Origin of the sequence: Luteimonas terrae (genome assembly GCF_004358165.1) — a bacterium.
GTDB lineage: Bacteria > Pseudomonadota > Gammaproteobacteria > Xanthomonadales > Xanthomonadaceae > Luteimonas > Luteimonas terrae.
Map to the genome: position 1 here is coordinate 211,279 of NZ_SMTG01000004.1, position 17,838 is coordinate 229,116.

At 65.5% G+C, this 17,838-nt stretch carries 13 protein-coding genes; 6 read left to right on the top strand and 7 right to left on the bottom strand.

The genetic code is table 11. The features are described 5' to 3' along the window. The first annotated feature begins 90 nt into the window (after positions 1-90). The 3 genes from E2F49_RS10200 to E2F49_RS10210 are packed head-to-tail and all read left to right on the top strand — an operon-like array spanning position 91 to position 3,345. Positions 91-1,842, top strand: coding sequence for a hypothetical protein (locus tag E2F49_RS10200; RefSeq protein WP_165971197.1), 1,752 nt, complete (start codon positions 91-93; stop codon positions 1,840-1,842). Continuing rightward, positions 1,817-2,602 carry a hypothetical protein gene (locus E2F49_RS10205; protein WP_133393788.1) on the top strand — a complete coding sequence of 262 codons (786 nt, stop codon included), beginning with the start codon at positions 1,817-1,819 and terminating at the stop codon, positions 2,600-2,602. Before E2F49_RS10200 ends, E2F49_RS10205 begins: the two co-directional genes overlap by 26 nt. Beyond that, positions 2,599-3,345 (top strand): hypothetical protein, encoded by a 747-nt coding sequence (locus tag E2F49_RS10210; protein ID WP_133393789.1) that lies wholly within the window; start codon positions 2,599-2,601, stop codon positions 3,343-3,345. Before E2F49_RS10205 ends, E2F49_RS10210 begins: the two co-directional genes overlap by 4 nt. 121 nt (positions 3,346-3,466) lie before the next feature. On the opposite strand, the gene aceE is transcribed toward E2F49_RS10210, so the two are convergent. Next, entirely contained in the window at positions 3,467-6,157 is a 2,691-nt protein-coding gene (gene aceE / locus E2F49_RS10215; RefSeq protein ID WP_133393790.1) for a pyruvate dehydrogenase (acetyl-transferring), homodimeric type, read from the bottom strand. A gap of 196 nt (positions 6,158-6,353) precedes the next feature. Between aceE and E2F49_RS10220 the strand changes: the two genes are divergently transcribed. The 3 genes from E2F49_RS10220 to E2F49_RS10230 are packed head-to-tail and all read left to right on the top strand — an operon-like array spanning position 6,354 to position 8,972. Next, positions 6,354-8,159, top strand: a complete 1,806-nt coding sequence (locus E2F49_RS10220; RefSeq protein ID WP_133393791.1) for a sensor histidine kinase — start codon at positions 6,354-6,356, stop codon at positions 8,157-8,159. Position 8,160: 1 nt separating this feature from the next. Continuing rightward, a complete protein-coding gene (locus E2F49_RS10225) occupies positions 8,161-8,601 on the top strand; it encodes a response regulator (protein ID WP_055251279.1) in 441 nt (146 codons plus the stop codon). Next, complete coding sequence (locus E2F49_RS10230) at positions 8,601-8,972, top strand: response regulator (RefSeq protein WP_133393792.1); 372 nt, start codon at positions 8,601-8,603, stop codon at positions 8,970-8,972. The genes E2F49_RS10225 and E2F49_RS10230 overlap by 1 nt, the downstream gene beginning before the upstream one ends. Before the next feature lie 518 nt (positions 8,973-9,490). Here E2F49_RS10230 and E2F49_RS10235 read toward each other — a convergent pair. The 6 genes from E2F49_RS10235 to E2F49_RS10255 form a co-directional block, all read right to left on the bottom strand. Next, the gene (locus tag E2F49_RS10235; RefSeq protein WP_243713565.1) at positions 9,491-11,158 is read right to left on the bottom strand and encodes a phosphoethanolamine transferase; all 1,668 of its coding nucleotides are present in this window, start codon (positions 11,156-11,158) and stop codon (positions 9,491-9,493) included. After that, positions 11,155-11,919, bottom strand: a complete 765-nt coding sequence (locus E2F49_RS16635; RefSeq protein WP_243713566.1) for a phosphatase PAP2 family protein — start codon at positions 11,917-11,919, stop codon at positions 11,155-11,157. Before E2F49_RS16635 ends, E2F49_RS10235 begins: the two co-directional genes overlap by 4 nt. After that, positions 11,916-12,272, bottom strand: a complete 357-nt coding sequence (locus tag E2F49_RS10240) for a diacylglycerol kinase (RefSeq protein ID WP_133393794.1) — start codon at positions 12,270-12,272, stop codon at positions 11,916-11,918. Before E2F49_RS10240 ends, E2F49_RS16635 begins: the two co-directional genes overlap by 4 nt. Before the next feature lie 660 nt (positions 12,273-12,932). Continuing rightward, positions 12,933-15,218 carry an NADP-dependent malic enzyme gene (locus tag E2F49_RS10245; protein ID WP_133393795.1) on the bottom strand — a complete coding sequence of 762 codons (2,286 nt, stop codon included), beginning with the start codon at positions 15,216-15,218 and terminating at the stop codon, positions 12,933-12,935. Between the two features lie 97 nt (positions 15,219-15,315). Continuing rightward, positions 15,316-16,788, bottom strand: coding sequence for an OprO/OprP family phosphate-selective porin (locus tag E2F49_RS10250; RefSeq protein WP_133393796.1), 1,473 nt, complete (start codon positions 16,786-16,788; stop codon positions 15,316-15,318). 34 nt (positions 16,789-16,822) lie between these two features. Further along, positions 16,823-17,836 carry an alpha/beta hydrolase gene (locus E2F49_RS10255; RefSeq protein ID WP_133393797.1) on the bottom strand — a complete coding sequence of 338 codons (1,014 nt, stop codon included), beginning with the start codon at positions 17,834-17,836 and terminating at the stop codon, positions 16,823-16,825. Positions 17,837-17,838: the final 2 nt, after the last annotated feature.

Below are 17,838 nucleotides of genomic sequence, written 5' to 3' on the forward strand. Positions count from 1 at the left end.
GCAGACGAAGAGCGCAGCAGCGTTGAAATTCTTGTTCGGGAAACGCTTCAGAACCCCTTGGATGCTCGCAGCAGTGACAGCGTCGTTCGAGTGGAATACAAGCTGGTAGAGGTTGATCTGGCTAGGAGCGAGTTCGCAAGATCCATTTTTTCAGACGACTGGGTCAAGCACTTTCGCGCCGGCGGTCTTATCGAGGACGAAGAACGCCCGCCAAGGATGAATTTCCTCGTCATTGAGGACTTTGGCACAACTGGACTGGAGGGCTGTTATACAGATTCATCGCGAGAAGGATCGACCGAGAATTGGAACGCTTTCTGGTTCCGCGAAGGCGAAGGCGCCAAAACGACCCGATCCAATGGGGGCGCGGGGCAAGGAAAGATCACTTTATATCTTGCCAGCAAATTGCGGAGTGTCTTCGCGCTGACCAAGCGCAGATCCGACAATAGAGAACTTCTGTTTGGTTGCTGCCGCTTCCGACGAAACTACAAATTCGACGGCGACAGCCGCCGCTGGGCGCGCGAAGCACGCTGGGGATCAACCAGTAATTCCGAAGAGCTAGCAAAGCCCATCTTGCAAGTTCCGATGCTGGACGGAACGAAGAAAGAGCTTGGCTTATCCAGGGGTGACGATGCCGGCACGACTTTCATGGTTCCAATGCCTAGCAATGACATCACAGAATCCAATCTCCGCAACGCCATTATTAATGAATTTTTCTTCGCCATTAATAGAGGCCGATTGGTTGTAAAGGTAGGTGATACCACGCTCGACAAGGATAGCGTCGCCGCCGTGGCTGACAGCATGGGAAAAGATTGCCGACTGACCAAGGGCTATCGTAGGTTCCTTGCACTTACGGCCGATAACACAAACACATCTGCAACGGCGGCAGCCAAAGACTTCTGGACAAAGGAAACAAAGCTTAATCCAGCAGCTTTCAAGGAGTCCGAACTGGCGGAATTGAAGGCCAGATTCGAGAAGTCCGAGTTGATTTGCGTTGACTTCCCTCTCTTGGTAAAGAAGAAGGAACCAAGGGAGACTTCATTCTCGAGTTTTCGCGTTTTCCTTCAAAAAGACGAAAACGCCGAGCAGAGCCAAGAGCTCTTCGTACGGCAAGATTTAGGAATTGACGGCGAAAAACGATTGAAAGCAGCACGAACTATCGCACCGGTCATGGCGCTGACCTTCATTCAAGATCCAAAGCTTTCGGACTTGCTGGTCGCAGCTGAAGAGCCTACCCATCGCAACTGGAATGCCAGACGCCCCAAAGTCGTAAGCTTGTATTCGTCGCCCAACGACGCTTTGAATGCGGTACGTAATGCCGCCCTTCGACTGGTGCAACTGATTTCACCGGAGGGGAAGAAGGATGAGACGGCACTGGCTGTTTACTTCGCAGATCCGAATTCCACACCAGCGAATCGTAATGGTGGCACCGGACCGGCGCCAGTCGCAGTGGGAGGGGACCCGCCGCTGCCAGACGGAATTCCAAAGCCAAAGCCTAAGCCAATCAAGTTGGATCTAAAGAAGGATGGCTTTGAGGTTCGAGCCAAAACTGCGAACGGCTTTAGTTTCCCGATTGATTGCAAGGTAACGCTAGCCTACGCCACGGCGGTAGGTGACGCCTTCAAGCTTTGGGATGCTGCCGATTTCTGGATTGGCGATGAAGCAGCCTACCCGCGGCTTAGCGCAGACGTTTCCGAGTTGAACACGAATCTCAATGTCTTCAGTTTTCGCTTGAACAGCGAAAGCGCTTGGCTCTCTGTTTCCGGATTCGATCCTAACCGACAGCTCGAAATTCGCACCAGATATCAGGAGGCCTCCGATGGGGCAGATAACGAGGACAACTAACCCGACTGGCCTGAGGCAGATCGACAAAAAGAACTTCATCGTTCGCGTGAAAGATGATGGCCTTGGCGGGCGCGTTTTCTGGATCGATTACTTCAACTATCTCTCTGCGAAGCTCGATGCCACTGTTCAAATCAGCTGCATTGCGCATGCCGGTAATACCGAGGAATCATTCGATCTTGGCTCGGTTTCCGACTTCAACAAAGAGCCATTGAGTCTTCGCACTCTGGCTACCGACAAGCCTTTGAAATTCCGCTTCATCTTCAATAATCCAGGTGAATCGCTGCTCATCGGCTACACCGATGGGGTAAGGGCATTGGATGAAGCCGGCAAGCTTGGTTCCAGCCTAGTGGACATCGAGCCAACCAGCTTGCATGGCGTTGCTTGGAAGTTGGTACTTCCTGAAGGCACTGGCGCAGGTGAGAAGCCGAACGTTCTGGTAGAAAAGTCGCTGTTTCCGACTGCGGTATCCGCAGCCGGCCACCCTTGGTTCGGTGTACTAGTCATGCCTGAGGTGATGCGACAGATCGCCATGTCGATCGCTGAGAACCCGTCTGCGCTCGATGACTCTGAGTCGTGGCTTGCGCCTTGGGCTGACTTCATCTCCTCTCTGGATATGGAGCCTTCTGTAGAACTCGAGGAGGATGACACGATTGCGCAGATCGCATGGGCAGACGAAGTAGTCCACAAGTTTGCCGGAAAGGGCATCTTCAGACATCACATGAGCAACGCCTTGGCCGAAATGAATGGTGAAAAATCATGACGATACCGGTCAGATCACTGAACGATGTCGGCCTCGCCAAGTTTTCCGCATGGCTGGACAACCCCACCACCCCAGCGCCCAAGACGCTATTGGAAGATGATTCCGCCAGCGAATTCGTCGATGGTGGACATTTAATTGACCCTTCCCTTCAGTTCCAGACCAGCTACGAGGCGGGTCGATATTTGTCCCATGAGGTTTTCAGCGGAAACCCGGACAGATTTTCTTTACTGTCAAATCACGGACTTTGGGCATGGATTTCGCTTGTCCTCATCGACAGTTTGGTGAAGAAGGGAAGCGGTAAAGATGCTGGAAAGCCTTTGGCCAAGCCGCACTACATCATGGATTCACCGCGCTTGGCCTACCGCCTGATCACAAGGACTGCGTGGGACTTGGTGAATCTGCATGGAGATGCTGCCAAGGTGGCTTTGGGCTCGTCGAGATCACCTTGGGGCGAAATGGCCGAGCAGATGACGGCGCGCCAAGAGATTTATGCACACCGCAGTTTCTGGCCGGTAGCCAATGCGCTTTATGCAGCACCCGACGGCTCCGTGAAGAAAGGCGTGACTTCGCAGAGATCAAGGCAAGCACGCAGCGACCCGAAAAGCAAAGCAGGGCTAGGCGGAATACGCCGCCTGCCCTTCACCTTCAAACAGTTTGAGCGTACTTACAATTTGCGCCGGATGACGGGGGATGAAATCACCAGCCTGCTGCCGCCCGAATATCAGCGATGGCGCAGAGACTAGACTCGTGATCTTGCCTAGGTAAGCTGCGTCTCAGCTTTTCCGCTCGGCAACGCTTCCCAGTTCTAGTCAAGAAAAAGAAGGGCGGCCGCTTGGCCGCCCTTCTTGGTCTCAGCGCTGAAAATCAAACCCCAACCGGATTCGCCTTCTCCGGATCGATCTTGTACAGCTTGATCGCCCGGGCCACATCCTTGCCGGTCATCTTGCCGTCCTTCATCAGGCCCTCAATCGCGGCCTGGGCGATGTAGTAACGGTCCACTTCGAAGTGACGGCGCAGGTTGGCGCGGGTGTCCGAGCGGCCGAAGCCGTCGGTGCCGAGCACGGTGTACGTTGCCGGGACGAAGGCGCGGATCTGGTCGGCGAACGCGCGGACGTAGTCCGTCGCGGCGATGACCGGGCCCTGGCGGCCTTCGAGCAGCTGGGTGACGTAGGCTTTGCGCGGGGTCTTGGCTTCGGGGTTGAAGCGGTTCCAGCGCTCGGCATCCCAGCCGTCGCGACGCAGCTCGGTGAAGCTGGGGCAGGACCAGATGTCGGCGGTCACGCCGAAATCCTTGTCCAGCAGCTCGGCGGCGGCCATGGCTTCGCGCAGGATGGTGCCCGAGCCCAGCAGCTGCACGCGCAGCTCGCCCTTCTTGGCCTTGCCGGCGTCCTTGAGCAGGTACATGCCCTTGATGACGCCTTCGGCCGCGCCTTCCGGCAGTGCCGGGTGGCCGTAGTTCTCGTTCATCAGGGTGAGATAGAAGAACTCGTCCTCCTGCTGGTCGAGCATGCGAGTCATGCCGTACTGCAGGATCACCGCCACTTCGCCGGCGAAGGTGGGGTCGTAGGCGCGGCAGTTGGGGATGGCGCCGGCCAGCAGATGGCTGTGGCCGTCTTCGTGCTGCAGGCCTTCGCCGTTGAGCGTGGTGCGGCCGGCGGTGGCGCCGAGCAGGAAGCCGCGGGCGCGCATGTCGGCCGCCTGCCAGGCGGAGTCGCCGATGCGCTGGAAGCCGAACATCGAGTAGTAAATGTAGAACGGCAGCATCGGCACGTCGTTGGTGCTGTAGCTGGTGGCCGCGGCCATCCACGAGGCGAACGCACCGGCCTCGGTGATGCCTTCTTCCAGCACCTGGCCGGCCGCGTCTTCGCGGTAGTACATCAGCTGGTCACGGTCGACCGGCTTGTACTTCTGGCCCTGCGGGGCGTAGATGCCCAGCTGGCGGAACAGGCCTTCCATGCCGAAGGTGCGGGCTTCGTCGGCCACGATCGGCACGACGCGCTTGCCCACTTCCTTGTCGCGCAGAATGATCGACAGCGACTGCACGAAGGCCATGGTGGTGCTGATCTCGCGCTCGCCGGTGTCCTGCATCAGGCGGTCGAAGACCTTGAGCTCCGGCGCCTTGAGGGTCTCGGTGCTCTTGCGGCGACGCTGCGGCAGGAAGCCGCCCAGCGCCTGGCGACGCTCGAGCATGTACTGCACTTCCTCCGAATCCTTGCCCGGGTGATAGAACGGAATGGCACCGTCCTTGAGCGCGGCATCGCTGACCGGAATCTTGAAGCGGTCGCGGAACGTGCGCACGGCTTCGTCGTCGAGCTTCTTGGTGTTGTGGGTCGGGTTGAGCGCCTCGCCGGCGCTGCCAAGGCCGTAGCCCTTGACGGTCTTGGCGAGCACGACGGTCGGCTGGCCCTTGGTGTCCATCGCGTTCTGGTAGGCGGCGAAGACCTTGTGCGGATCGTGGCCGCCGCGGTTGAGGCGCCAGATGTCGTCGTCGCTGAGGTTGGCGACGAGGTTGGCGGTTTCCGGGTGCTTGCCGAAGAAGTGTTCGCGCGTGTACGCGCCGCCGAAGGCCTTGCAGTTCTGGTACTCGCCGTCGACGGTTTCCATCATCAGCTTCTTGAGCATGCCGTCCTTGTCCTTGGCCAGCAGCGGATCCCAGTAGCTGCCCCAGACGGTCTTGACGACATTCCAGCCGGCGCCGCGGAACTGGCCTTCCAGCTCCTGGATGATCTTGCCGTTGCCGCGCACCGGGCCGTCGAGACGCTGCAGGTTGCAGTTGATGACGAAGACCAGGTTGTCGAGGCCTTCGCGGCCGGCAACCGAGATCGCGCCGAGGCTTTCCGGCTCGTCGGTCTCGCCGTCGCCCATGAAGCACCAGACCTTGCGGTCCGACTTGGGCATCAGGCCGCGCGCTTCGAGGTACTTCCAGTAGCGCGCCTGGTAGATGGCGGCGATCGGGCCCAGACCCATCGAGACCGTCGGCACCTGCCAGTAGTCGGGCATCAGCCAGGGGTGCGGATAGGACGAGATGCCCTGGCCGTCGACTTCCATGCGGAAGTGGTCGAGCTGGCTTTCGGTGAAGCGGCCTTCGAGGAACGAGCGGGCGTAGATGCCCGGCGAGCTGTGGCCCTGGGTGGCGATGACGTCACCGGGATGGTCGGCCGACGGTGCGCGGAAGAAGTGGTTGAAGCCCACGTCGTACAGCGTGGCCGACGAGGCGAAGCTGGCGATGTGGCCGCCCAGGTCGCCCGGCTTGCGGTTGGCGCGCACGACCATCGCCATCGCGTTCCAGCGGATGATCGAGCGGATGCGCCACTCGAGCTCCGGGTTGCCCGGCATCTTCGGCTCGAGGTGCGTGGGAATGGTGTTGACGTATTCGGTGGTCGGCGCGAACGGCAGGTGCGCACCGGCGCGGCGCGTCAGCTCGACCATGTTCTCCAGGATCTGGTGCGCGCGCTCCGGGCCGCCGACGTCGATGACCGCTTTGAGCGACTCGATCCATTCGCGGGTTTCGGTCGGATCGGGGTCGTTCTGCAGGACGTCGTTCAGCCAGTTCATTCGGTTCTCCAGCGCGGCACGCGTGGCCGCGGTGCATGGGGGTCTTCGGACCGTGAATTCTAACAGGGGTGACACCGGGCGCCGGACGGTGGCGAACGGTCCGTTGCGCGGGTGGTGACGGTCCGCCATGATCCCGTGTTCAGGGGAGGATGCGGCATCATGCGCGACCACTCCGCCCGCGCGCCCGAACCCTCCGATGCCTGCTGCTGAAACCTCCCTGCTGAGCCGTTGGCGCCTGCCCGTTCTGGGTGTGGCGATGATCGCGATCGTGCTGGGTCCGTTTCTGATCATCCGCTCGGCCAGCAACGAGGCCGACTACGCCACCGAAAAGGTCATCCACACCCGCGAGGTGGAGTCGCTGATCCAGACGGTCGCGGCCGATGCACGTAGTCTGGAAGCGGCGGCGATGACGCTGGTGCGCGGCATCGACAGCCCGCTGCTGCGCCAGCGCATCGAGGACGCCCGCGCGCGCGCGCTGCCCACCGTGGACGCGGTGCTGGCGCTCACCCGCGACAACCCCGAGCAGCAGGCGCGCCTGGGCGCGCTGCGCAGCAATCTCGAACAGCGCCTGGCGCGCATCGACACGGTGATCGCTGCGGGCGAGACGGCCACCGACGACCAGATCGACAACATGGTGGTGCTCAACCCCATCCAGCGGCTGGTGATGGACATCGTGTCCAACGAACAGGCGCTGCTGGACGAGCGCATCGCGCGCGCCGACCGCGCCGAGCGCAATGCCGACATCGCCAGCTGGACGGCGATGCTGGTGCAGCTGGCGCTGCTGCTGGGCGTGAGCTACTTCGCCCTGCGCGCGCAGAGCGGCCAGCGTGACGCCGAGACCCTGGCCATGCGCGCGAGCAACCGCGCGGCCGTGGTGCTCGACAGTGTGCGCGAGCCCATCGTGCTGATCGACGGCAACCAGCGCGTAGTGATGCACAACGCCGCGTTCGCCGAGCTGTACGGCGTGGGCGAGGAAATCCGCGGACAGAAGCTCGACGACGTGGGCGAAGGCGCCTGGGACAACGCCGAGACCCTGCGCCGCCTGCACGACGTGCTGGCCCGCGACCGCGAGCTGTGGGATTACCGTCTCAGCCAGTCCACGGTCGACGGCATCGAACGCACGATGCTGCTCAACGCGCGGCGCATGCCGCTGCCCGACCGCGACGACGCGGTGGTGCTGGTGACCGCGTCGGACGTGACCGCGCAGACCATCAGCGAGCGCCAGATCCGCGAGCTCAACCAGCAGCTCGAAGGCAAGGTGGAGCAGGTCTCCGACGTCAACCGCGAGCTGGAAGCCTTCAGTTATTCGGTCTCCCACGACCTGCGCGCGCCGCTGCGCCACATCGCCGGTTTCGCCGACAAGCTGGGCCGGCACCTGGGCGAGAACGTCGACGAGAAGACCACGCATTACCTGGGCGTCATCGGCGGTTCGGCGCGGCGCATGTCGGCGCTGATCGACGACCTGCTGGTGTATTCGCGCCTGGGCCGCAGCGCGCTGCGCCTGCAGAGCGTGGACCTGCAGTCGATCGTCTCCGACACGCGCGCGATGCTCGATTCGAACGCCGCGGCCGAGCATCCCGATCACCGCATCGAATGGCACATCACGCCGCTGCCGATCGTGGTCGGCGACGAGAACATGCTGCGGCAGGTGTGGCTGAACCTGCTGGGCAACGCGGTCAAGTACAGCACCGGCAGCGAGCCGGCACGGATCGAAGTGGACTGCCGCCGCTCCGACGACGGCGGTTACACCTTTACCGTGCGCGACAACGGCGCCGGCTTCGACATGCAATACGCGGGCAAACTGTTCGGCGTGTTCCAGCGCCTGCATTCGGCCAGCGAGTTCCCCGGCACTGGCGTCGGCCTGGCCAGCGTGCGGCGCGTGCTCGGCCGCCATGGCGGCCGCATCTGGGCCGAAGCCGAGCCCGGCAAGGGCGCGGCGTTCCACTTCACCCTGCCCGCCTCGACCAGCGAGACGGGTTCGACCACTTCTTCCGGACACTGACATGAGCGAAATCCGCACGATCCTCCTCGCCGAGGACAGCCCGCACGATGCCGAAATGGCGATCGATGCCCTGCGCGAGGCCCACCTCGCCAATCCGATCGTGCACGTGGAGGACGGCGTGGAAGCGCTGGACTACCTCTTCATGCGCGGCAAGCATGCCGGCCGCACGCCGGGCGATCCGGCAGTGCTGCTGCTCGACATCAAGATGCCGCGCATGGACGGCCTGGAAGTGCTCAAGCAGCTGCGCGAGCACGAGACGCTCAAGCGCATGCCGGTGGTGATCCTGTCCTCGTCGCGCGAAGAGAGCGATCTGGCGCGCAGCTGGGATCTGGGCGTCAACGCCTACGTGGTCAAGCCGGTGGACGTGGACCAGTTCTTCGAAGCGGTGCGCACGCTCGGCAAGTTCTGGGCCGTGCTCAACGAAACGCCCGACGAAGAGTGATGACCGACGCCGCGCCGCTGCGCGTGCTGATCGTCGACGATTCCCGCGACGACGCCGAACTGACCGAACTGGCCCTGCGCGATGCGGGCATCCCGGTCGAGGTGCGTCGCGAGTACGGCGAATCGGGCCTGGTGGACGCGCTGCGCGAGTTCCAGCCGCAGCTGCTGCTGTCGGACGTCAACATTCCCGGTTTCTCTGGGGCCGAAGCGATGCACCTGACCCGCGCGATGCGACCGGGTGTGCCGGTGGTGTTCCTGACGGGTTCGGCCATCGGCGCGCCGGGCGAAGAACTGCCCGAAGGCGACGCGCTGGTGTTCAAGGACGAACTGGAACTGCTGCCGGATGTGGTGCGGCGGTTGGTGGGTGCCTGAGAGCTCAGCGCCTGTTCGCGTGACGGGTTTTGCTGCGCTCTGCCCGTCCTGCGAAGCAATCCGACACCTTTGATCCTTAGACCTCCCTCGCGTGCTGGGGGTAAGAGCGGTCCGCTGACGCGGCACCGCCGCGTGGCCTATAAACGACCGGCGTGCTTCGCCGGGCCGGACGGGTTGGCTGGGGGCAAACGATCAGATCGCGGAAACGTCGCGCATCACGCGACTCGTAGGTCGCCTGGAATCATTCCGTTTTTAGCGGACGCATTGCCCCCATCCCGGCCTTCCCCCGCATGCGGGGGAAGGAGCAGGGCGATGCGTGCTTCGAGCCCTCCCCCGCATGCGGGGGAGGGTTGGGTGGGGGCGAACCGTCAGATTGCGGACAGCGAATCACGCGACTCGTAGATGTTCCGAAATCATTCCGTTCTTAGCGGACACTTTGCCCCCATCCCGGCCTTCCCCCGCGCGCGGGGGAAGGAGACAAGCGCGAGCAGCGCAGATTGTGCGCTTCTGATCGCAGATCACGTCACGGCTGACGCACCGCGCCGACACGGCGCGAACAGGTCGAGCGCTGGCGAATACGCTTGCGTGCGCACGTCGAATGCGCCGAGTACCAAATGGAATAGCGCGTCGTGGCTCGTCGGCTGCGCGGCACGTGCGCGCAGGCACTGCATGTCCAGACCCAGATCGCCGGCGAGACCCGATGACACCCACGCCACCATCGGCACGTGCAGCTGCTGGGCGGGCGCGATCGCATACGGGGCGCCATGCAGATACAGGCCGTACTCGCCCAGCGATTCGCCATGGTCGGACACGTACAGCAGCGCGGCGTCATGGCTGTCCTGCTGCTGCACGATGTCGAGCGCGTGGGCGAGGAATGCGTCCGTGTAGCGGATCGCATTGTCGTACGCGTTGGCGATCTGCACCGGCGTGCAACGGCTCAGTTCGGCGGTGCGGCAGGCGGGCTTGAAGACTTCGTAGGCCGCCGGATAGCGCTCGAAGTAGTTCGGCCCGTGGTTGCCCAGCTGGTGCAGCACGATCAGCAGATCGCCGGGGGCGGCGTCGATGCGCGCGCGCAGGCCGCGCAGCAGGATGTCGTCCAGGCAGCGGTCGCCATCGCACAGTGCCGGCGCGTCGGCGGCCTGCATGCGTTCGATGCCGGTGCCGTCGCAGACGCCCTTGCAGCCGGACTGGTTGTCGCGCCAGCGCACCTCCACGCCGGCGCGCGCGACGACGTCGAGCAGCGACTCGTGGCTGCGGATCGCCGCCTTGTCGTAGTGCCGGCGGCCGTAGGCCGAGAACATGCACGGCAGCGAGACCTCGGTACTGGTGCCGCAGGATTCGACGTCGCTGAAATTGACCACGTCGCGGCGCGCGAGCTCGGGCGTGGTTTGCCGCGCATAACCGTTCAAACCCCAGTTTTGCGCGCGCACGGTCTCGCCGACGACGAGTACCAGCAGACGCGGTTTCTGCCCCGGTGCGCGCAATGCGCGCGCCGCATCGGCGGCCACCGGCAGGCGCTGGCCCGCCGGCGGTTCCGGCGCCTCGGTCAGCGCCCGCACCGTGGAGACGACGAGATTGCCGGGCGTGATGCGATAGCGCAGCGCATGGTCGCTGCGCATCAGCGCGAAGATGCCCTGCGAGGACAGCAGCATCGCCACGGCCGCCAGCAACGCCATGCCGCCGAGAAACAGCGCGCGCGTTGCGATCGCCTGACGCCACGGGCGTTGCGCGGTGCGCACCCAACCCAGTGCCAGCAGTGGCGGGCCGGCCTGCAGCAGCACGTGCAGCACCAGCCACGGCGAGAACAGCTCGCGGCTTTCGGCCGGGTCGGTGTGCAGCACGTTGAGCATCATCTCCACGTCGAACAGCACCGCGTAGTGGCGCATGTAGAACGTGCCGACGGCGGTGGCGACGATCAGCGCCGCGAGCAGCGGCCGCAGCGCGCGACCGATCGCGAAGATGCCCAGCAGCAGCGCGTGCAGCGCGAACACCGCGACCGCCAGCGAGGCCAGCAGTCCCGGCGATGCGCCGTCATGCACGGCGGCCTGCCAGAAGCCGCCGTTGCAGATCGCCACGAAGTACAGACACACGCCGGCGAGCGCGGCTTCGGACGTCACCAGCGGCCGTGCGAGCCAGCCGCTGCGCTGCACCTGCGCGAGCGGGCCGTGCCATGGCCGCACGCTCACGGGTGCACCTCGCGCAGGCGGTGCGCGATGGCGGACGGCTGCATTGCGTTCGAAGCGCGCTCGGCGTCGCGCAGTTGCGCGTACAGGCAGATGCGCGCCGACGCGGCTGCCACCAGCCAGCACAGCGTCAGCGACCACAGATCGTGCGAGAGAAAGTGCGCGCCCCGCAGTTGCTGCACGAGGCCGAAGACCGCGCCCAGCGCGAGGCCGGTACCCAGCGCCGCGTGCCGCCAGCGACGCAGCGCGGGACCGGCGGCGCTGCACGCGAAGTATGCTGCCACCCATGCATATCCGGCAGCCGCATGCGCGGCGGGGAAGCACGCGGCGGCGCCCATCGTTGCCGGACGCGAGGCGAGTGGCGACAGCCAAGGACGCGCGCCGCCATAGCGCTGCAGATCCCACGGGCAGTCGATGCCCGTGTGCGATTTCAGCCAGGCCACCAGCAGGCAGGCCAGCGGCACGGCGGTCAGGAGATAGCCCAGCGGCGCGCGCCAGGTGCGTGGCACGGCGCCGGTCCAGCTCAACGCCCACGCGGCCACGACCGCGAGCCAGCACGCGATGCTCAGACGGCGCCCGCCGGTGTGCACCAGCCCGGCACTCCACCACGCATCGCGTGCCAGCCAGTGGCCGCCCTGCCAGGCGTAGAGGCGGTCGGCCCAAGCGGCATCGACGCCTAGCGCCGCGATGCCAGCGGTCAGCAGGACCGCCGCGATCAGCACGCCGAGCAGCGCCGGCGCGCGCGTCAGGGTGGCGGGACTCACAGCACGCAGATCCACATCGCGGCGTGCAGCAGCAGGCTCAACGTGACCGCGGCCGAACCGGCGTCTTTGGCCTTGCCGCTGAGTGCATGCCAGTCGGACCCGATGCGATCAACGACCGCCTCGATCGCGGTGTTGAGTAGTTCGACGACGAGCACCAGTCCCAGCGTGGCGACCAGCAGTGCGCGCCCCAGCGGCGCCAGATCGAGCGTCGCGATCAGCACCAGCAGCGGCACCGCCAGCACCACTTCCTGCCGGAACGCCGCCTCGGTCCGCCAGGTCGCGACCAGACCGCGCCAGGAATGCCCGGTCGCCCGCAGCAGACGCAGGGCACCGGTGGAGGAAGCAGAAGACATCGGCCGACTCCGCCGGGGAACCGCCCCGGCTTGCGCGGCGCAGGATCGGCAGGGCCACGTCGGAACGCGGTCGGAGAGATGTTGGCTGGGGATTAAGGCGCGCGAAGGCGGCGCTGCGATCTGGAAGCGGACGGTGGAATCAGCCAACGCGTTGATGGCCTGGGATCACTCCATCCTCGGCGGACGTTTCGCCCCCATCCCAGCCTTCCCCCGCGCGCGGGGGAAGGGGCGGGTCAATGGGCGCTTCGAGCCCTTCCCCGCTCGCGGGGGAGGGTTGGGTGGGGGCAATCGATCAGATCGCGGAACGTCGAATCACGCGACTCGTAGATGGTCTGGAATCATTCCGTCCTCGTCGGACGCTTTGCCCCCATCCAAGCCTTCCCCCGCACGCGGGGGAAGGAGCAGATCAGTGCGCGCGTGGGGCGTCACCCGCGGTCCGGGATCCGGTATCGAGCAGATCAGGCGTGCTTCAAGCCCTCCCTCGCTTGCGGGGGAGGGGTGGGTGGGGGCGAACGGTCAGGTCGCTAAACGTCGAATCACGCGACTCGTAAAGGTCTTGGAATCATTCCGTCCTCGGCGAACACTCCGCCCCCATCCCAGCCTTCCCCCGCAAGCGGGGGAAGGAGCAACGTGCGCGCGCCGGCATTACGCGCGCTGCGCTCAGCTTTCCGCCAGCTGTGCCTTGCGGATCTGCGCGTCGACCGAGGCGATCGCGGTCATGTTGATGACGCGGCGCGGGGTGGCGGACGGGGTGAGGATGTGCGCGGGCTTGTTGACGCCCATCAGGATGGGCCCCAGCGCGGCGCCGCCGGTCATCACGCGGATCATGTTGTAGGTGATGTTGGCTGCGTCGATGTTCGGGAACACGAACAGGTTGGCGCGGCCGCTCAGCGTGGTGCCGGGGAGCATGCGGCGACGCAGAGATTCGTCCCATGCGGTGTCGCCCATCATCTCGCCGTCGAACTCCAGCTTCGGCGCGCGACGCACGAGGATCTCGCGCACTTCGCGCATCTTGCGGGCGCTGGGGTCGTCGTGGCTGCCGAAGTTGGAGTGCGACAGCAGCGCGATCTTCGGCTCGATGCCGAACAGCTTCAGGCGGAACGCGGCCTGGATGGTGCTCTCGGCGATCTGCTCGGCGCTCGGATCGGGCTGCACGTGGGTGTCGACGAAGAACCACAGGCCCTGGTCGTTGACCACGCCGGTCATCGCCGAGGTGCTCTGCAGGCCCGGGTCGAGGCCCAGCACGCTGCGCACGTAGCCGAGCTTCTTGTGATAGCGGCCGACGATGCCGGTGATCATGGCGTCGGCTTCGCCGCGGTCGACCATGATCGCGGCGATCAGCGTCGGGCGCGAACGCAGCAGGTTCTTCGCCGAATCCGGGGTCACACCACGACGCGCGGTCAGCGAGTGGTAGTGCTGCCAGTACTCGTTGAAGCGGGGATCGTCATTGATGTTGGTCAGTTCGAAATCGCGACCCGCGACCAGGCGCAGGCCCAGGCGCTTGATGCGCATGTCGATGACGTCCGGGCGGCCGATCAGGATCGGCGTCGCCAGGCCTTCGTCGACGACGGTCTGCACCGCGCGCAACACGACCTCCTCTTCGCCTTCGGCATAGACGATGCGCTGGCGATCGGCACGCGCGCGGTCGTAGACCGGCTTCATGACCAGACCCGTGCGGTGGATGAACTGGCCCAGCTTCTCGCGGTAGGCGCGCATGTCCTCCATCGGACGCAGCGCGACACCCGAGGCCATCGCGGCTTCGGCGACGGCCGGGGCGACGATGGTCAGCAGACGCGGATCGAACGGGCGCGGAATGAGGTACTCGCGGCCGAAGCTCGGAATCTCTTCGCCATAGGCGCTGCCCAGATCGCTGGCTTCGGCCTTGGCCATCTGCGCGATGGCGTGCACGCAGGCGAGCTTCATCGCCTCGTTGATGCCGGTCGCGCCGACGTCGAGTGCGCCACGGAAGATGTAGGGGAAGCAGACCGCGTTGTTGACCTGGTTCGGGTAGTCGCTGCGACCGGTCGCGATGATCGCGTCCGGACGCACGCGCTTGGCGTCCTCCGGCATGATTTCCGGATACGGATTGGCCAGCGCGAGGATCACCGGGTTCGGCGCCATCGTCTCGACCATTTCCGGCTTGAGGATGCCGCCGGCCGACAGGCCCAGGAACACGTCGGCGCCGGCCACGATCTCGGCCAGAGTGCGCTTGTCGGTTTCGCGCGCATAACGCGCCTTGGCCGGGTCCAGATCCGCGCGACCGCTGTGGATCACGCCGTCGCGATCGAAGGCGAGGATGTTCTCGGGCTTGAGGCCCAGCGCGACCAGCATGTCCAGACAGGCGATGCCTGCCGCGCCCGCGCCGGTGGTCGCGAGCTTGACGTCCTCGATCTTCTTGCCGGCCACTTCCAGCGCGTTGACGATCGCCGCCCCGACGATGATCGCGGTGCCGTGCTGGTCGTCGTGGAACACCGGAATCTTCAGTCGCTCGCGCAGTTTCTGCTCGACGATGAAGCACTCGGGCGCCTTGATGTCCTCGAGGTTGATGCCGCCGAAGGTCGGCTCGAGGCTGGCGATGATCTCGACCAGCTTGTCGGGATCGCGCTCGTCGACCTCGATGTCGAACACGTCGATGCCGGCGAACTTCTTGAACAGCACGCCCTTGCCTTCCATGACCGGCTTGCCGGCCAGCGCGCCGATGTCGCCCAGGCCCAGCACCGCGGTGCCGTTGGAGATCACCGCCACCAGGTTGCCGCGCGCGGTGAGTTCGCTGGCGGCGTTCGGGTCCTTGACGATCTCCTCGCAGGCGTAGGCCACGCCCGGCGAATAGGCCAGGGCCAGGTCGCGCTGGGTCAGCATCGGCTTGGTCGCGCTCACGGTGATCTTGCCGGGCGGCGATGCGCGGTGATAGTCGAGGGCGGCCTGGCGGAACTCGTCGTTGGACATCAGCGTGGGGTCTTCACTGGAAAACAGGGGGGACCGGGATTCTAACCCCGGGCCCGCGCCGAGACCCGACGCGGGCGGATGGTGGCGGTCGAAGGCTTCAGAACACGACCTGGGTGCGGACGTTGAACGTGTGGCCGCTGTCCTGGCCGGCGAAAGTGCCGACCTGGTTGTCGGTGTTCCAGCGCACCACGTTGAACATCACCCGCGACCAGTTGTTGAGATACCAGTTCAGGCCCAGCGTCCAGGCATCGCCCTCGCCGCCGCGCCGGGCATCGGTGAAGTCGTACTTGTCCCAGCGCGCGGCCAGTTCCCAGGCCCCGATGCCACCGTCGGTGACCGGGCGCGCGACGCGGGTCGTGCCCCAGACACCCGAGCGGGCGCTGAAGCCGGGCTTCTCGCCGGTGATCAGCCAGCCGGCGTAGGCCGAGTGCGCTTTCTGGTCGACATCGCCGACCGACGTGGAGCGCAGCGTGGTCTCGCTTGTTTCGGCGAAGGCCCAGAAGTTGCGGAAGGTGCCGCCCAGTTCCGCGCCCCAGACACGCTCGCCGGTGACGTCGTTGATGGCGCTTGCCGACACCCGCACGTTGTCGTTGAAACGCGAGGCGACGCGCGGCGTGCGGTTGATGCGGTTAGTGTCCGCGCCGTATGCCTCGTGCACGTACCAGCCGCCGACGTGCAGGAAGCCAGCCGCACGCTTGATCGGGTTGATGTGGCCGCGGAACGCGTAGGTCAGCGAATCGCTGTTGTCGCCCGTGTTGCCGACGTCGTCGCCGGTGATGCCGAAGGTGGTGTGCCAGTTCTGCCCGATCATCTTCATCTGCACGCCCAGGCCGAAGTAGCCGCTGGCGGGCATGCCGACGCTGGCCACCGCGTTGCGCTCCATGAAGGGCGTGCGCGTGAGCGTGGTGCTCGAATCGATGGCGCGATCTTTCAGCTTGTTGCCGACGTAGAACTCGGTGGGAATGCTGCCCAGCCGCGTGTCCCAGCTCAGATAGGCGTCCGACAGGCTGACGGTGTTGTTGGAAAGTTCGGCATCGATCTTGTACCCCAGCGGCCCCATCGTGCCTTCCGCGCCCAGACGCGCCTGGCGCAGGTTGGTGCCGGTGATGTTGCGCGCGTCGAAGTCGGAGCCGTGGGTCGACGAGAAGTCCACCAGCACGCGGCCGCGCGGATGGAAGGTGAAGCTGCGGTCGCTGTTGCGCAGCTCCGGCCCACCGCGGCGCCAGCTGGTGTTGCCACCACCGGTGCCGCCACTGGCGGCGAGCTGTGCCACCTGCGCCTGCAGGATGGCCAGATCGTCCTGGCGGGTGTCGGCGACCGCGGCCGCGACCTGCGCGTCGGTGTCGACGGTGGCAGGCTGCGCGGCGACGGGACGTGGCTGTCCCGACTCCAGCGCGGCCAGGCGCGCATTGAGCTGCTCGAGCTGCGCGGCCTGGGCCTTGAGCATCTGCGCCTGCTGCGCGACGAGCGCGCGCAGCGCGGCATCGTCCTGGGCGTTGGCGTCGAAAGCGGTCGCGCCGAGCGCGACGGCGATGGCGGTCGCTAGGACCGCGGAACGGATGTGCTGCATGGTCTCTCCCTCCAGAGATGGTGCGTCTTGGCGATCAGTCGCCGGCTTCTTCTTCGTCCACCGGGTCGGCGACCGGCGGTGGCGGCGCGGTGTCGCCGAGCAGCGGCTGCAGGCTCACGGGGCGGCCCTGCATGAAGCCGTGGCTGCGCGCCCAGGTCGCGAACAGGCGCGGCCACTGCGCGACCAGCGCGCCCGGACGGCCCAGCCCCCAGCTGTGGCCGCCCTTCTCGAAGATGTGCATCTCGGCCGGGACGCCCTGCGCGCGTGCCGCGTTGAACAGCGTCAGGCTGTGGCCGACATCGGCGATCTGGTCGTCGGCGGCATGCACCATGAAGACCGGCGGCATGTCGGCACGCACGTGCGATTCCACCGAGTACGCGGCCACCGCATCGGCCTGCGTCGCCAGTTCGCGACGCGAGCGCGTGGTATCGAGCGGCGCCTGCAGCGAGACCACCGGATAGAGCATCGCCAGGAAGTCCGGGCGCGCCGAGGTGCGGTCGACGGCATCGAGCGCGGGATAGAAATCGTGGTCGAAGCGCGTGGCGAGGATGCCGCCGAGATTGGCGCCGGCCGACGAGCCCATGACGCCGATCTGCGCCGGGTCGATGCCGAGGGCATCGGCCTGGCTGCGCAGCAGGCGCAGCGCACGCTGGCCGTCCTGGAACGGCGCGACCGCCGGCCAGCCGTCGGCGGGCAGGCGGTAGTACAGCACCGCGGCGGTCGTGCCGATCGACGCCAGCCACTGCGCCATCGGCGCGGCGGCGGTGCCGACCTGGATGCGGAAATAGCCGCCGCCGCCGAGGATCAGCACCGCACTGCCGTTGGGCTGTGCGGGCCGGTAGATTTCCATGCGCGGTTCGGAGATGCGGCTCACCGCCCCCATCGAACTGCCTTCGTTGCCGATCAGCTCCGGTCCGCTGACGGTCTGCGGCAGATGGCCGTCGGGCCAGAGCTTGAGCGTCTGCGGACCGGTCTGGGCGTGCGCCAGACCGGTGCAGGTGAGCAGGAGACCGGCGATCAGGCCGGCCCAGCGGTGTCGTGTCGTCATGG

Excerpts from the sequence above, each read along its gene's own strand:
- E2F49_RS10225 (WP_055251279.1), top strand. The coding sequence starts at position 8,161 with ATGAGCGAAATCCGCACGATCCTCCTCGCCGAGGACAGCCCGCACGAT.
- E2F49_RS10205 (WP_133393788.1), top strand. The coding sequence starts at position 1,817 with ATGGGGCAGATAACGAGGACAACTAACCCGACTGGCCTGAGGCAGATC.
- E2F49_RS10255 (WP_133393797.1), bottom strand. The coding sequence starts at position 17,836 with ATGACGACACGACACCGCTGGGCCGGCCTGATCGCCGGTCTCCTGCTC.
- E2F49_RS10230 (WP_133393792.1), top strand. The coding sequence starts at position 8,601 with ATGACCGACGCCGCGCCGCTGCGCGTGCTGATCGTCGACGATTCCCGC.
- E2F49_RS10240 (WP_133393794.1), bottom strand. The coding sequence starts at position 12,272 with ATGTCTTCTGCTTCCTCCACCGGTGCCCTGCGTCTGCTGCGGGCGACC.
- E2F49_RS10220 (WP_133393791.1), top strand. The coding sequence starts at position 6,354 with ATGCCTGCTGCTGAAACCTCCCTGCTGAGCCGTTGGCGCCTGCCCGTT.
- E2F49_RS10250 (WP_133393796.1), bottom strand. The coding sequence starts at position 16,788 with ATGCAGCACATCCGTTCCGCGGTCCTAGCGACCGCCATCGCCGTCGCG.
- aceE (WP_133393790.1), bottom strand. The coding sequence starts at position 6,157 with ATGAACTGGCTGAACGACGTCCTGCAGAACGACCCCGATCCGACCGAA.
- E2F49_RS10245 (WP_133393795.1), bottom strand. The coding sequence starts at position 15,218 with ATGTCCAACGACGAGTTCCGCCAGGCCGCCCTCGACTATCACCGCGCA.
- E2F49_RS10210 (WP_133393789.1), top strand. The coding sequence starts at position 2,599 with ATGACGATACCGGTCAGATCACTGAACGATGTCGGCCTCGCCAAGTTT.